The organism is Microbulbifer maximicatervae (SeqCode) (genome assembly GCF_052467955.1).
Genome location: NZ_CP174329.1, coordinates 3,467,330 through 3,481,069 on the forward strand (window position 1 = coordinate 3,467,330; position 13,740 = coordinate 3,481,069).

Consider the following 13,740-nt stretch of genomic DNA (forward strand, 5'->3'; position numbering starts at 1 on the left):
CTTTAATGTACCCGAAATATCTTGGAGCTATTTTGACAGCCACTTCAGATCTCTCGATATTATTTGTCTGCCTTGGTAATATTTGTCGCTCTCCCTTAGCCGAAGCTGTTTTCCGCACCAAGGCACAGCAGGCGGGTATTCCTGTTTCCGTCGACTCTGCGGGTATTATCAGCTACCACGCGGGTAAGCGACCAGATCCGCGAACTTTGGCTATTGGTGAAGAAAATGGCTATTCATTTGAAAATAGCTACGCTCGCCAGGTAGCCACCACCGACTTTACAAAATATGATCACATCTTTGCGATGGACAAAGATAACCTGGAAGCACTGCAATCCTTACAGCCTGATTCATCAGGCGCCCAACTAGGGTTATTTTTATCAGTGTTGCAAGATAGTGATTTAGCTGAAGTGCCCGATCCTTACTATGGTGGTATTGAAGGGTTTCAACATATTCTCCAGCTTATAGAACAAGCATCTGATGCATTTATCGAGCAGCTTAAAAGCAGAGAATAAGCAAAGCCCCCACAAATTCTACCGGGCTTGTGGGGGGAAACTTTCCTCCAAGGCAGACCTATCCCACATTCCCTTATCGGCTGCGGCTTCATAAGTACTCTGCAAAAAATCAAACAGCGCCTCATCAGGGGAGCGTGAAGCTCTCACCGCATCATAGGGCAGCAAGAACTCACCCAGATCTTTGGAATAGTAAGCTGAGGCGGGCGCGACCCTTGCTTCGGGAAATCCTTGGGGCTCTGGGTAAGTATATGAATAGAAGCAAGCACCATCTACACCACCGCCACCAGGCCAAAAACCGGCACTGCTAACTTCATGGGAGTAGGCTTCCCTGGCCACCCAATCGGGAAAGTGTGGAACGCCTCCAGGGTGCGGAGGCGCCTCCCTGCCAGAAAAACGGGTAAGTGCTAAATCAAAACTTCCCCAAAAAAAATGAATTGGGCTGCACTTGCCAATAAAGCGACTGCGAAACTCAGTGAAAACCCGATGAATTTGCACCAACGCCTGCCATAGTTGTTGAGCATATTCAGGATCATACTCGTAGTTATCCTGATCCCTCTCAAAGGGTATCGCATCCGCCACTTCGGATGGCATAGTGTTAATCTCAACCGGTATACCTAGCTGCTTGAGTGCAGCCATCACTTCCCAGTAGAAATCAGAAACTGTGCGGGACTCCAAGGGTAATACCCATTCTCCCCCCTCAGTGGTCAATAGCTTCAGTACGTGATGATAGAAATCAAAGCCAATAGAAAACGACCGTCCTCCATAAGGGATAAGGGATGTCTCCAGCCCTCTGGCGGTAATATACAAAGGAACATGCCAGGAGTGATTGATCCAAGGGGTTTGTACCAGGCGAATCTTGCCAATAACCTGCATCCACATATGCAGGGTGGCAATCGTATTTACCGACTCAGCGTAGGGTAACTCTGGCCAGTCTTTACTCTCAGACCGATTCTTTAAGTTGCTCACTATACGTGCTCCATCTATCCTTTGACTCGCTCGATACCTAGTGCCTTCTGTTAACCGCCAAGCTTAGACCACTAAAAATACCCCGTCCGAAAAAAACTAAAAACAGATAAACAGCTCTCTTTTGATCATCATGAAAGACTACTTAAAATTCAGACTCGACAGCCAAGCAACAAGCATTATCGAGACCCCATAGAGAACAATAATGATAAGGGTTCCGATAGTGTTGATTTTTGTTAGCTTTCCTGACTTGTCAGATAACCAAATATTAAAAGCTCTAGTGATCAGCGGCATCGCCACCCAAGTAAGCGACGCAACAATTAATAAGTTGATAAAGAAGTTAGTCGTCGCAAAGGGCCAACTCTCTACCAAAGGTAATAACCACATCGTAATAACCATAACTATCGGATATAACATCAATAAAATGAGCATGGCCATTTTCCACTGCGAGGGCGCGGTGTCTTGAGCTCGGCCACGAGCCCGAGAAAACCAATCCTCAAAGCCATGCCCTATCCGCTTTATTTTTACATCTTCAAAAAATCCTTCACCACGTTTTACCAATCGCTTATGTTCATCTGAATTAAGCCAGTTGTCTAAATGCTTATTGGAGTCAAATCGAAATATTGCAACCCACTCCTCTTGAACCCCCTTTATTGGCTTAGTTAGACCAGCACCCAAGAAGCCTGGATATTTTTTAAGTGCTTTATCAATTTCTTTCTGCCACTGCATATATTCACGAAAAAATTCAGGCTTCACTTTTTTGGATATCACAATCGTTACGGGCACTGTTAGTTGATCTGCACCAGCGATAACTTGAGATACTACTTCAACCGAGAATTTCTTCTCTAAAAAAGCAATTAGATTTTTAAGTAAATTATTTCCAAGAAACGTTTCAAGGTGAGCAACCGTATCAAATTGAAATATTTGAACCCACTCATTTTGGATATTAGAAACGGGCTCTAACAAATTCACTTCGAGCAGCCCATCACAATCTAGCGCAACATCCACCAGCTTCTGATGCCATGATCGATACTCATCCCCCAGGTACTTTGGCACCTCCTGAGACAATACAAGACAAGCACTGGAACCCTCTTCCATTATCTGGCAGCAGCCTCCGGCGGATGAACTAGAGATCAAAGTATTATGCAAGCAGAATGTATTTGTGTTCATTTTTGCGAATGAATGCTTTTACTGAAAACTATCGCAACAAACAAACTTAGACGAAATGTCAGGACTGACATCAAGGGTAGCATTTGGGAAGTAACGCTCCGTACGAATGAAGGAGCGGTCTGCAGAAGTGCCGCCTATTTGGGTGACACTTCCGCTAGAAAAATAAATACGCGAGCAATCAGCCAGTCAGGCTTTCACTTACAACCAGTACTTTGCCGTCACGCCCGCCTGCCGCAGCTATTCGTACCGCCTCTTTGATTTCAGACAGAGGGTATGTGCCATGAACTGGTGCAGATAACTTACCTTCCGCTACAAGCTTTGTGATAGTGCCAAAAACTTCCTGTTGCCGCTCTGGGGATGCCGAGCCAAACCACTTGGCCAGCCAGAACCCGCGCACGGTGATATCTTTAAAGATGATCATTCCCGGAGCGATAACGCAGGGTTCCCCGCTAAGTGCGCCATAATTCACTAAGGTTGCGCCATTTGACAGAGCTTCGCCCATGCGAGCAGTTGCCATTCCACCAACAGCATCAATGCCTAGCTTGATCTCAGCACCACCAGTAGCCTCAGCCACTCGCTTACCCAGGTGCTCACCATCCACGAGAACCACATCAGCGCCTGCGGCCTTCATCGGCTCAATCAAAGACTCACGGCGGACAACATTGATCACTTTCAGGCCCCGCAACTTGGCCAGGGTTGTCAGATAAGACCCCACACCGGAATTTGCGGCATTCTGAATAACCCAATCCCCCTCCTTGAGATCTACAAATTCGCTCAACAGCAAGTAAGCTGTTGGCGGATTAATCGTTATCATGGAAAGCTGTAGGGGGTCTACATTATTCGGGAGCGGAATCAGCCCCTGGGCATTGGCCACCATATGTGTGGCCCAGGTGCCGCTTCCTATCGGCAGGAGAACGACCTGGCCAATGGCTGGCGCAGTAACATTAGGTCCATGTTTGACGACCTTAGCAACACCTTCATTGCCTCCAACCGCAGGAAGAGGAGGCAACATCCCATAATCGCCCGTCAGGGTCAGAACATCTGAAGGGTTAATTGGAGCTGCCAGCATCTCCAACAACACCTGCCCCTCTTGAAGTTCAGGGGTATCAAAGGACACCGCCTCAATAACATCCTGCGGCACTGGTCCGCGCTCTTGATATTCCGCCTTTAACATATCGCCGTATCCTTTTTTCGATTGATTATGAACAACGACCTTCACGCTGTACAAAATGTACCATGAACACTAGAGTTTGACGCTTATTAACAGTGGGGCCATTTAGATTCCTCCTGATAAATCAAACCCATTTACAAATCGCCATTTGGATCTACTTATGTGTGGTTCAAGCTAGCAATTTCAAGTCAGCCACTTGAAGATACTAAAAAGGGAGAAGGGAAGAATACACCGCGCTTGGGACCCTATGAGGCATGGATGCCGATTAGGAGCTTACAGGGATGTATTCACAGCGTGTCTCGAGTGCGGTGTATTCTTTCCTTCCACCCCAGTAGTAAGTCCAATGAAGCAAATTGCAGCAGCGATAACAATAAGCAGAAAAGAAGTTAAATTAAGCAGGCCGAAGTAAATAACGGCACTTTTGTGTTCTATCCGATCAATTACCACCTTAAGCACCGGGTCCGTAACAGCAAGTGCAGGGTCAGGCTCTATCACAGAAGCTAGAATGGTATAATTCCTGCCCTTTATTGTTTCGAATACATGCAGTGTTTTTCCCATTGTTGACCCCCAAAATCCTGAGGCCTTATCACCGCTCTTACCCACTGCAACCTCAACCCCCTCCTCTAAAATTGCCCAATCGATAGCCAACGTTTCAGAATGATCTTTATACTTTTCCTTATCAAGAAATTGAATACTCAACCGACAATTTTGCTCGCGAAAATCAAGCACCCTTTCTGTCTGCAACTCCAGCTCGAATGGCACACTTAATTGCGATCGGAAGTTAAATTCACTCCTCCACTTTTTTGTAACATCAACAGGATACTCAACCGCTATCCATTTATATTTTTATAGGAAACAGTTGCATATACCAATATCAAAACCGCAACAACAACTAACACCAGCGCTAATTTAACGGTTAATCCCACAGCTCACCCTAAATACCTTCCTTAATACGTCACAGCTACACCCCTTGAGACCCAATCAGAACCAAGAAAACACACAATACAAGTCAAACTTAGCAATTCGCAGTACCCAAAAGCAGGCAAGCACATACTAAAAAGGGAGAAGGAAAGAATACACCGCGCTTGGGACCCTATGAGGCATGGATGCCGATTAGGAGCTTACAGGGATGTATTCACAGCGTGTCTCGAGTGCGGTGTATTCTTTCCTTCCACCCCAGTAGTAAGTTGCCAAATAGCGCTCTCCAACACTGCTCAACGGACAATTATTTAAATTTATTAAAATAATCATCATGGAAAATAAAATATATAGCAAAACGTACCAGTTGGGAGTAGAGTCGTAGAGGCATCCCTAAAATAATCATTTAGATAGTTACAAGATGTATTTCAAAAAAATTACAAAAAAAATTTTAATTTTCCAGGAATTCATCCTGCCTCGCTTACAAAATATACAACCTGACCAAAGAGAACTTTTCAGTTCAAAAATTCTAAGCAAGTACAGAACACTATTATCAAAATCATATCGATTAATACCTTTGGCTTTATGCTGCTTACGTATTAATTTCCATTTAAGAAACTTCAAAAAGTCACAGCTTTTCTCAGCCACGATAATTCGTATTGCGAGCAGGACAGGAGAATAACAATGGGACTCTGCATTGACTCCAGTAATATCACGTTTATCACACAAGTAAGGGCTGCCCTGAATACTCTTGTCGGCGGTGTCGGTACCGCGCTTACCTATACACAGGAGCGATACCGAACCGGGGGGCGACATGTGCTGCGAATTACAGAGGGAGTTGGTATTTTGACTGCAGCTGGCTTGAGGGCAAACAGCACCACTCTGCTACGCCGACTAATTACCAGCCGCCACGACACCAGAATTACTGAGCACCACGCTCTCGGATTTCGTCCCGACCAGTGGCTGATGGATCAGGTATGGAGCGGCTTTAAGAGCTACCTCCCACTAGTAAGCCCGGACAGAGGCTTTATGGCCAAAGTGATGAGCAGCGGCTCCAGCGGCGTTGTAATGTGGAACAATACAGCCCTGCAAACCGCCAACCTGGCCAACAACGGCACCGTGGCAATGGGGAATTGCCCAAGCTATATCACCCTGGCCCATGAATTGGTCCACGCTGACCGCTGTAATCGCGGGCGATACCTGTCGGGCAGTGCAAATTCCACTTTCCTGGCCGATGAACGCCAGGCTCCCATGGGTAGAGTGCTCCGCCAGCAAAATGCTCCCTTAACGATGGCCCGCATTGCCAATGGCGGTCTAAATATTGTTTATAACAATATAACTATCCCAAACCGCAACAACCTGATCTCAACCAGAACTAGCGGCTGGATTTGGGTAGGTGGCTCCATGGAATTGCGTGAGGAGATCGCCACTGTCGGGCTCAGTGACGATGACGGTAATGTACCTACTGACCCGCTAGCCATTAACGAAAATATGATTCGGGCTGAACATGGCGTAGCGCAACGGATGAAGTATGGCCAGATCAGAAACCTGAACTAATCTCGCGCATATGGGCCCCGCCAGCACCAAAACCTGAGGCCGGCCCACCAAAGCAAACTGACAGATATGATCTGTGTACCTACTGCTAGCAGTATTAACTTATGAGATATCGCTAGCAGTAGGTTTCTTGCCTTCCCCGCTTTGCATATTGCATCCGACCACAGCATGTCGTTATGCTTTGGCGGCTAGAATCACACCTTCCCTTTGTCTGGAAGGTACACAGAACACCTTGGTCAACATACAGCCAGATCATAACCATGATTGATTATGCCCTTATAAAACACGTCCACATGACCGCCGCAGCGCTCAGTATCCTGCTGTTTACCATCAGAGTGGGATTGGAGTTCAGCCACAACACGGGCTGGCGAAATGGCCCTCTGCGCTGGGTGCCACACCTCAACGACACTTTGCTGTTAGCTGCGGCTGCCGGACTGGTAATTCTCGGCAGCTGGAACCCGGGCACATCGCCCTGGCTAGCTGCGAAAGTAGCCCTGGTATTTGGCTACATTATTGCTGGCGTCTTTGCTTTACGCCCCAACTTTTCCAAGCCAATTAGAATCACTGCCTGTGTACTTGCCTTCCTGCAAGTAGTCGCTATTTTTTATCTGGCTATGCACAAGCCCAGCTTGTAACTGGATGGCATTGAGCACTCTTGGTATCAACCTCAAACTGGTATCAACCCCAAACATCGTGCTCAATGCCTTTTATTTTAAATTTACTTCCATTGAACACCGGCTCACGCACCCCGGAAGACAACTGGCCCTCGTAATCTGCCATTACCTTAAAGGCCACACCAGACAAAAGTAAGATAGCTATAAGGTTTGCCGATGCCATAAAACCCATCGAGACATCGGCCATACGCCAAAGAAAGACAAAGTTTTCCGCACTTCCCGTATCTGCCACCCAAGCCCCAAAAAGTACGAACATTAAAAACAATAGCCGATAACATAAAATGGATGTTCGGGTATGGTAGAGGTAATAAATATTGGTTTCGCCGTAATAGTAGTTACCGATAATTGATGTAAAGGCAAAAAACATCAATGCAGTAGCAATAAAACTGCTTCCCCAGGTACCCACCTCGCTCGCCAGCGCGTCTTGAACCAACTCAACCCCTTCCAAATTACCGACCATAAAGACATCTGCCACCAAGATAATTGCTGCCGTGGAAGTGCAGATAATAATGGTATCGAGAAATACCGATGCCATTTGCACGTATCCCTGCACCATTGGGTGTTTTACATCTGCAGCAGCAGCGACATTGGGCGAGGAGCCAAGTCCAGCTTCATTGGAAAACAGGCCCCGCTTGATTCCATTGGCCACCGCCGCACCAAAGGCCCCCGCCCCAGCCTCCTGAAACCCGAAGGCATTTGCCAGAATTTCCAACAGCACCCCAGGTAATTCAGCAATATTGGCGACCAACACATAGAATGCTACCAACAAGTAACCAATTGCCATAAAAGGGACAACAATACCGGCAAAACGCGCAATTGAACGAATACCGCCAAAAACAATAACCCCGGCAAAGAGCGCAATAAAAAAACCCACCCATAAAGGGCTTACACCCCAAGCTCCATACAATGCGGCAGCCATCGTATTTGACTGCACAGCATTAAAGGTAAATCCGTAACAAATCATGAGAAAAACTGAAAAAGTCAGGGACAGCCATTTCCACTGTGGTCCCAGCCCCTTTTCAATGTAATAGGCAGGCCCGCCGCGAAACGCCCCGGGAACATCGCCGCGCTCTTTGTAAGTTTGCGCGAGAGTATTCTCCACCAAACTGGTAGCCATCCCCAGCAAGGCCACCAGCCACATCCAAAACACCGCTCCGGGCCCGCCAGCGGTTATAGCCACAGCCACACCAGCAATATTTCCGGTGCCGATTCTCGCAGCTGCGCTAGTGGCAAATGCCTGAAATGCGGTTACTGAATTTTCATTTTCCTTATGGATACCACGAATCATGACTTTGACCATATGACCAAAGTGACGAAATTGTATAAAGCGAGTGCGAATAGAAAAGTAGAGCCCCGCCGGCAGCAATCCTAAAATCAAGATTCCAAGCCACCAGATGCCACCGACGCCACCCCAGGCAAGCAGGTTTGCCCACTCGATTAGGGTAGTGAAATGATCCAGAAACCCTTGCATTGACCACTCCCAGGACAACTTATCGTTATTAAACAAATCTGTTATTTGGCTCTAAGACTAGCAGGCCAATCTACTAGTCACCTTGGAGTTAATGCTGGAAAAACAGAGCCCATCGGCTCCGTATGACAGAGCCGCATCAGTATTCTGATGCGGCCCAAAAGGAAGAAAAGTAATAGCTGACAGTCTACAGCCTCGGAAAGTAATTCCGCAGCAAGGGGCCGGACGCAAACATTGGCGCATGCTGCTTTTAGCAGAAAATCTCTCGCGCCCGACTCGGGGACACCACCTTTCGCCCAGTCTCTTCAGCTACAGCCGCAAGAGCCTCAATCAATTGACCATTCCCTGAAGTTCGCTCTCCTCCCGGCAAGTAAAAGGTATCTTCAACTCCAGTGCGCAAATGGCCGCCCAATTCTGCAGTCTTGCGATGCACCGGCCAGATTTCCTCACGGCCGATCACTGTGCTCTGCCATAAGCTGCCGGGCTTCATATATTTTGGAATAATTTCCAGCAAATCGGGATCGGCAGGCATACCTGAAGCCACTCCCATCACCAGGTTGTAGTTGGGCTTATCCACCATCCCTACATCCGCATACATTCCCACAGAGCGAACGATACCGATATCAAAGCACTCAAATTCCGGGCGGGTACCGGTCTCCCGACAAACTGCCAACAGCTCCTCTACCTTATCGACCGGATTATCAAATACCATGGGTGGCCAAGCCCAGGTGCCGTTGGATCGCGCCTTTAAATAGTTCAGGCTTCCCGCATTACAGGCGGCAATTTCCGGCTTACCGGCACGCACACAACTCAAGGGGCCTTGCTGATCCCGTCCGATAGTGCCAGTTGAAAAATTTAGAATAACGCCAGGGCATTTATCGCGAATTGCATCGGCAATTTCCAAGGCTATTTGCGGGTCCCAGGTGGGTAAATGGCCTTTATTTTCCTCTTGCGCGCGGAAATGAACATGCATAACGGAAGCCCCCGCATCGTAGGCTTCACGGGCGGATTCCGCCATTTCCTTGGGGGTTACCGGGACCGGGTGCTGCTGGGGGTTGGTAAGCACTCCGGTTAGGGCGCAAGTAATCACCACTTCATCAGACATCGCTGGCTCTCCTGAATTATCTTTGTTAAGGCCGCTGTTTACAGGGCTATCCAGCGTTGAGCGCCGCTCCTACAACACCAACTGATCGTAAAAGGACCAGAGCGAGTGGAAGAGCTGATTCTGGATAGTGCATCGACAAAATACAGCACCAAGCGCTTGCTTGGTTACGCGAGACTATCATAGGGCCCCCGCCAAGGCACCTTGTTTCCCCGGATTCATCTCGGCAGAATGCGAAAAAACCCAATAAGGAAGTAAGTACCTCATGAGCGAGACTATCACTCCAACCATCGCCCCTTACGGCAGCTGGAAATCTGCAATCAACGCAGAACTTCTCGTGGAGGGCAGCGTTCGCCTGGCAGAAACCAATTTAGTAGATGGCCGCTATTACTGGCTGGAGTCCCGCCCGTCTGAAAAAGGCAGGAATGTACTGGTGCAGTATTGTCCAAAAAATGGGCGCAGAGATCTCACCCCCGCCCCTATCGCCGTACGCACCAAGGCCCATGAATATGGAGGCGGCAGTTATCTTGTTTACGGTGACACCGCCTATTTCGTACTGGCAGAAGATCAGCGCATTTATCGCATGAAGCTCGACAATGCGATCCCCGAAGCAATCACCGCAGAAAATAGCTCCCGCTACGCCAATCTGATTGTCGACCCCCTGAGAAATCGATTAATTTGTGTCGAGGAAGATACCAGTGGCCACCAGCAGGGCGAGGAACCCCGTGCGCGCATTATCGCGGTAGACCTAAACAACCCACTGGCAAATCCGCCGACAATCCTTCAAGAAGGGGCAGACTTTTATTCGAACCCAACCCTGAATCCGGCCGGTGATCGACTCGCATTTCTGCGCTGGCACCACCCTAACCTCCCCTGGGACGCAACAGAGCTCTGTATCGCCAAACTCGATCAGGCGGGAGATATCGATGAAGTCACCCAAGTAGCCGGCGGTGAGAATGAATCCGTCTTTCAGCCCCAGTGGTCTCCTGAGGGCGAACTCTGCTATGTCTCTGATCGCAACAACTGGTGGAACCTATATAGGCTGGGACAAAGCGAACCCTTGTGGAAAAAAGAAGCAGAATTCGCCACACCACAGTGGGTATTTGGGATGTCCACTTACGGCTTCATTAACTCCACGGAAATCCTCTGTACCTTCACCCAGAATGGCACTTGGCACCTTGGTAAGGTCGACATAAAAAGCGGAGAGCATCAAACTCTTCCCCAGCCTTATTGTGATATCGAAAGCTTGCACTGTGAAAATGGCAGCGGGGTGATGATTGCCGCAGGTGCAGAGAGCTTTCCCGCTGTTATTAGCTTTAACCAAAAGACGGGTAAAACGGAACAGATTGCCAGTAGCAATAGCAGCTCGCTGCCAACCGATTTATTCTCCATCGCTCAAGCCGTCACTTTCCAAGTGGATAATCGCGCGGTACACGGGTTTTATTACCCACCCCACAACCCCAACTTCCAAGCACCCAGTGGCGACAAGCCACCGCTGATTGTATTTAGTCATGGAGGCCCCACCGGCGCTACATCAGCAGGCCTCAGCCTGAAAGTTCAATACTGGACAAGCCGGGGATTCGCCATTTTGGACGTAAACTACTCCGGCAGTACCGGCTATGGCCGCAAGTATCGGGACCGCCTCGCCGATAAATGGGGCATCTATGACGTGGAAGATGTCTGCGCTGGTGCAGAATACCTGGTAGAAGATGGGCTCGCCGACCCCAATCGCCTGCTGATCAAAGGCGGTAGTGCCGGCGGTTACACGGTTCTGGCAGCGTTGACTTACCACGATACCTTTAAAGCAGGTGCCAGCCATTATGGAATCGGGGAATTGAGTAGCCTCGCCAAAGACACCCACAAGTTTGAGTCCCGCTATCTGGATAAACTGGTAGGACCCTGGCCTTCCGCAGAAAAAATCTACCTTCAGCGCTCACCCATTAACGATGTGGAAAAGCTGAATTGCCCCGTGATTTTCTTCCAGGGCATGGAGGACAAGGTAGTACCACCCAACCAAGCCGAAACCATGGTGGATGCCCTGAGGGAGCGCGGCATTCCGGTGTCTTATATTACATTTGCCAACGAAGGACATGGGTTCCGCAGTGGCGACAGTATCAAGTTGGCTCTTGAGGGAGAGCTTGAATTCTACAGCCGCATATTTAATTTCCCGCTCGCAGAACCCGGCCCGGGAATTACCATCGAAAACCTATAATTAAACAATATTGAATTAAAAAGAGTTTAAAAAAATACTATGGGAAGATGGAGACCGCCGCGTCCACGCGGCTCCCGCTACATCACTGCAGAGGGCGCGCAACGTATGCGCGCCGAAGTTAAGCACCTCTGGGAGGAGGAACGCCCCCGGGTAACCCAAGCGGTTAGCGACGCCGCCAAGCTGGGAGATCGCTCGGAAAACGCTGACTATATCTACGGTAAAAAAAGACTGCGGGAAATCGACAGCCGCGTGCGCTTTCTAACCAAGCGCCTGGAAGAGATTACTGTTGTCGATCGAATACCGGACGATAAGGAAAAGGTTTTTTTTGGGGCCTGGGTAACGCTTGAAGATGATGAGGGAGAGAGCGTTTGCTACCGTATTGTGGGACCCGATGAATTCGATGTAAAAGCAGGCTTGATATCCATGGACTCCCCCGTTGCCCGTGCCTTATTAGGGCGCAAGCTCGATGATGAAGTGGACATCCGTCAGGGGGAAAAGTGGCAGGCTTTCTATATTACTGACATTCGTTACGAGGAGTAGAGATCTTGGCGCTCTCAATTACTTAGTTTGGGGGAGTCAATTTAGCAATCCCGTGATTAAAAAGGCTTATTCTTGTGGAATAAGCCTTCAACGCCAAACTGCAAGAGCATTCTCAGAGATTATTATAATACTGAATCACACCAACAGTGCTTCCACCAGCAAAAGCAGATTTAACCTGCTCTGAACTCATTCCAATTTCCAATTCTGCATTGTTCACGTTGAGCTGAATAAACAGGCTGCCCGCTTGGGAATAAGCATCATTCCACTCGGCCACCGCCTCGTTGAGGTCATTGATAACCGCTGTATAGTTTGCCCCCTCTTCATCAGAGATCGCAGTTTGAATATCACTTATCACATCAGAAATATCACTTTCAATTCTTGCCGCTCATGCAACACGGCCTGTAAATTATCTTCAACTTGCTGGGTTTTTTTATGGTTTTTTTTAGCGTTGAAGGATAACGTATAACCTTCATTACGTATAACCTTCATTAAAGTCGCTTACCCTTTCCAAAAAACATTTAAATCCAAAATATGAACATGATTTCCAGGAGTAGAATAGGTAGATCTATTGTATTCACTCATAACACTGTAACAAACTTGAACACCAGGGTTTTCTAAGGCAAACAAGCTTACCCCTATGCAAGAAATTTTATTATTAAAAGGCGCAATAACGTAATTATAACCGTCATCCTTACATAACTCGGACAACTGGTCCCTTACCTTGACTGGATCTAACAAAGAAAACTCAAATTTTGAACATTGATTTCCGTAGTATGAACTTAATTCCCTGTAAAAAATTTCATTTCGACGGCTTAATACAGTATTTATAGACTCCGACTGCATACCCCTACCAATCATTAACTTACTGGGATCATAAACATCAATAATGTCTTTTACTCTATTAAGCTCATGTCCAACCATACTAATAACGCAGGTCTTTTTTGACTGCATCGGATCACCAGAGTAACCTAGCACCGTCCTAATTTCTGCAGTATTCCTGCTAAGCCAGTCCTCATCCATATTATCAGCTTCAACATAAATCAACCTACAATCAAATGACGCATTCGCTTCAAAAAGCTCCTTTAGAAGTAACAAAGCCATAAAGAGCTCCTCTCTTCTAAAAGAAGATATATCAACCACATTCAAGTATGTTGAATCGAAAACAAAGGTGTTCTCGAAGGAGGTTTTTATCTGGCGATATGTTTTCTGGGGGTCAGACTTAGATAGTTTCATTTTTTTTGATTTTTCAAAAAAAAATTCATCAATCAAACTGTATGTCTCTAGAGCCTCTTGACTGATATTGTCCGACTCTAAGATAGTTATCGACTCTAAGTTTTTTAATTCGCCCAGTGATAAGGCCCAGCGAGCTTCAAAGCTTGATCTAGCAACTAAATTTATTTTTTTATTTTGAAAGCATTCATTAAGCTTAGATAAGGGTAACTTTTGATTAGTCATT

General features: G+C 47.4%; 13 protein-coding genes. 5 read left to right on the forward strand and 8 right to left on the reverse strand.

Going from position 1 to position 13,740, the window contains the following annotated elements; all coding sequences use genetic code 11:
• Window positions 1-32 precede the first annotated feature (32 nt).
• Window positions 33-512 carry a low molecular weight protein-tyrosine-phosphatase gene (locus ACJJI5_RS14930; RefSeq protein WP_445354486.1) on the forward strand — a complete coding sequence of 160 codons (480 nt, stop codon included), beginning with the start codon at window positions 33-35 and terminating at the stop codon, window positions 510-512.
• Window positions 513-530: 18 nt separating this feature from the next.
• Here ACJJI5_RS14930 and ACJJI5_RS14935 read toward each other — a convergent pair whose 3' ends face one another.
• The 4 genes from ACJJI5_RS14935 to ACJJI5_RS14950 form a co-directional block, all read right to left on the reverse strand.
• On the reverse strand, window positions 531-1,478 hold the full coding sequence (locus ACJJI5_RS14935) for a DUF5996 family protein (RefSeq protein ID WP_445354487.1): 948 nt from the start codon (window positions 1,476-1,478) through the stop codon (window positions 531-533).
• 138 nt (window positions 1,479-1,616) lie between these two features.
• Complete coding sequence (locus ACJJI5_RS14940) at window positions 1,617-2,573, reverse strand: antibiotic biosynthesis monooxygenase (RefSeq protein ID WP_445354488.1); 957 nt, start codon at window positions 2,571-2,573, stop codon at window positions 1,617-1,619.
• Window positions 2,574-2,823: 250 nt separating this feature from the next.
• Window positions 2,824-3,819, reverse strand: coding sequence for a zinc-dependent alcohol dehydrogenase family protein (locus ACJJI5_RS14945; protein ID WP_445354489.1), 996 nt, complete (start codon window positions 3,817-3,819; stop codon window positions 2,824-2,826).
• A 270-nt stretch (window positions 3,820-4,089) separates the two neighbouring features.
• Window positions 4,090-4,578, reverse strand: coding sequence for a hypothetical protein (locus tag ACJJI5_RS14950; protein ID WP_445354490.1), 489 nt, complete (start codon window positions 4,576-4,578; stop codon window positions 4,090-4,092).
• An 840-nt stretch (window positions 4,579-5,418) separates the two neighbouring features.
• On the opposite strand from ACJJI5_RS14950, the gene ACJJI5_RS14955 reads away from it, so the two are divergent.
• Both ACJJI5_RS14955 and ACJJI5_RS14960 read left to right on the forward strand, forming a co-directional pair.
• Window positions 5,419-6,291 (forward strand): M91 family zinc metallopeptidase, encoded by an 873-nt coding sequence (locus ACJJI5_RS14955; protein ID WP_413662402.1) that lies wholly within the window; start codon window positions 5,419-5,421, stop codon window positions 6,289-6,291.
• Window positions 6,292-6,548: 257 nt separating this feature from the next.
• Window positions 6,549-6,923 carry a SirB2 family protein gene (locus ACJJI5_RS14960; protein WP_445354491.1) on the forward strand — a complete coding sequence of 125 codons (375 nt, stop codon included), beginning with the start codon at window positions 6,549-6,551 and terminating at the stop codon, window positions 6,921-6,923.
• Window positions 6,924-6,966: 43 nt separating this feature from the next.
• Here the strand turns inward: ACJJI5_RS14960 and ACJJI5_RS14965 are convergent, their stop codons facing one another.
• Window positions 6,967-8,433, reverse strand: a complete 1,467-nt coding sequence (locus ACJJI5_RS14965; protein WP_445354492.1) for an alanine/glycine:cation symporter family protein — start codon at window positions 8,431-8,433, stop codon at window positions 6,967-6,969.
• 247 nt (window positions 8,434-8,680) lie between these two features.
• The gene (locus ACJJI5_RS14970) at window positions 8,681-9,535 is read right to left on the reverse strand and encodes a beta-keto acid cleavage family enzyme (RefSeq protein ID WP_444913362.1); all 855 of its coding nucleotides are present in this window, start codon (window positions 9,533-9,535) and stop codon (window positions 8,681-8,683) included.
• Window positions 9,536-9,797: 262 nt separating this feature from the next.
• Here ACJJI5_RS14970 and ACJJI5_RS14975 point away from each other — a divergent pair, with 262 nt between their 5' ends.
• The gene (locus ACJJI5_RS14975; RefSeq protein WP_445354493.1) at window positions 9,798-11,744 is read left to right on the forward strand and encodes a S9 family peptidase; all 1,947 of its coding nucleotides are present in this window, start codon (window positions 9,798-9,800) and stop codon (window positions 11,742-11,744) included.
• A gap of 39 nt (window positions 11,745-11,783) precedes the next feature.
• Window positions 11,784-12,284 carry a transcription elongation factor GreB gene (gene greB / locus ACJJI5_RS14980; RefSeq protein ID WP_444897666.1) on the forward strand — a complete coding sequence of 167 codons (501 nt, stop codon included), beginning with the start codon at window positions 11,784-11,786 and terminating at the stop codon, window positions 12,282-12,284.
• 112 nt (window positions 12,285-12,396) lie between these two features.
• On the opposite strand, the gene ACJJI5_RS14985 is transcribed toward greB, so the two are convergent.
• Window positions 12,397-12,639: a hypothetical protein gene (locus ACJJI5_RS14985; RefSeq protein WP_445354494.1), complete on the reverse strand. Its 243-nt coding sequence runs from the start codon at window positions 12,637-12,639 to the stop codon at window positions 12,397-12,399.
• A 143-nt stretch (window positions 12,640-12,782) separates the two neighbouring features.
• Window positions 12,783-13,739, reverse strand: a complete 957-nt coding sequence (locus ACJJI5_RS14990) for a hypothetical protein (RefSeq protein WP_445354495.1) — start codon at window positions 13,737-13,739, stop codon at window positions 12,783-12,785.
• Window position 13,740: the final 1 nt, after the last annotated feature.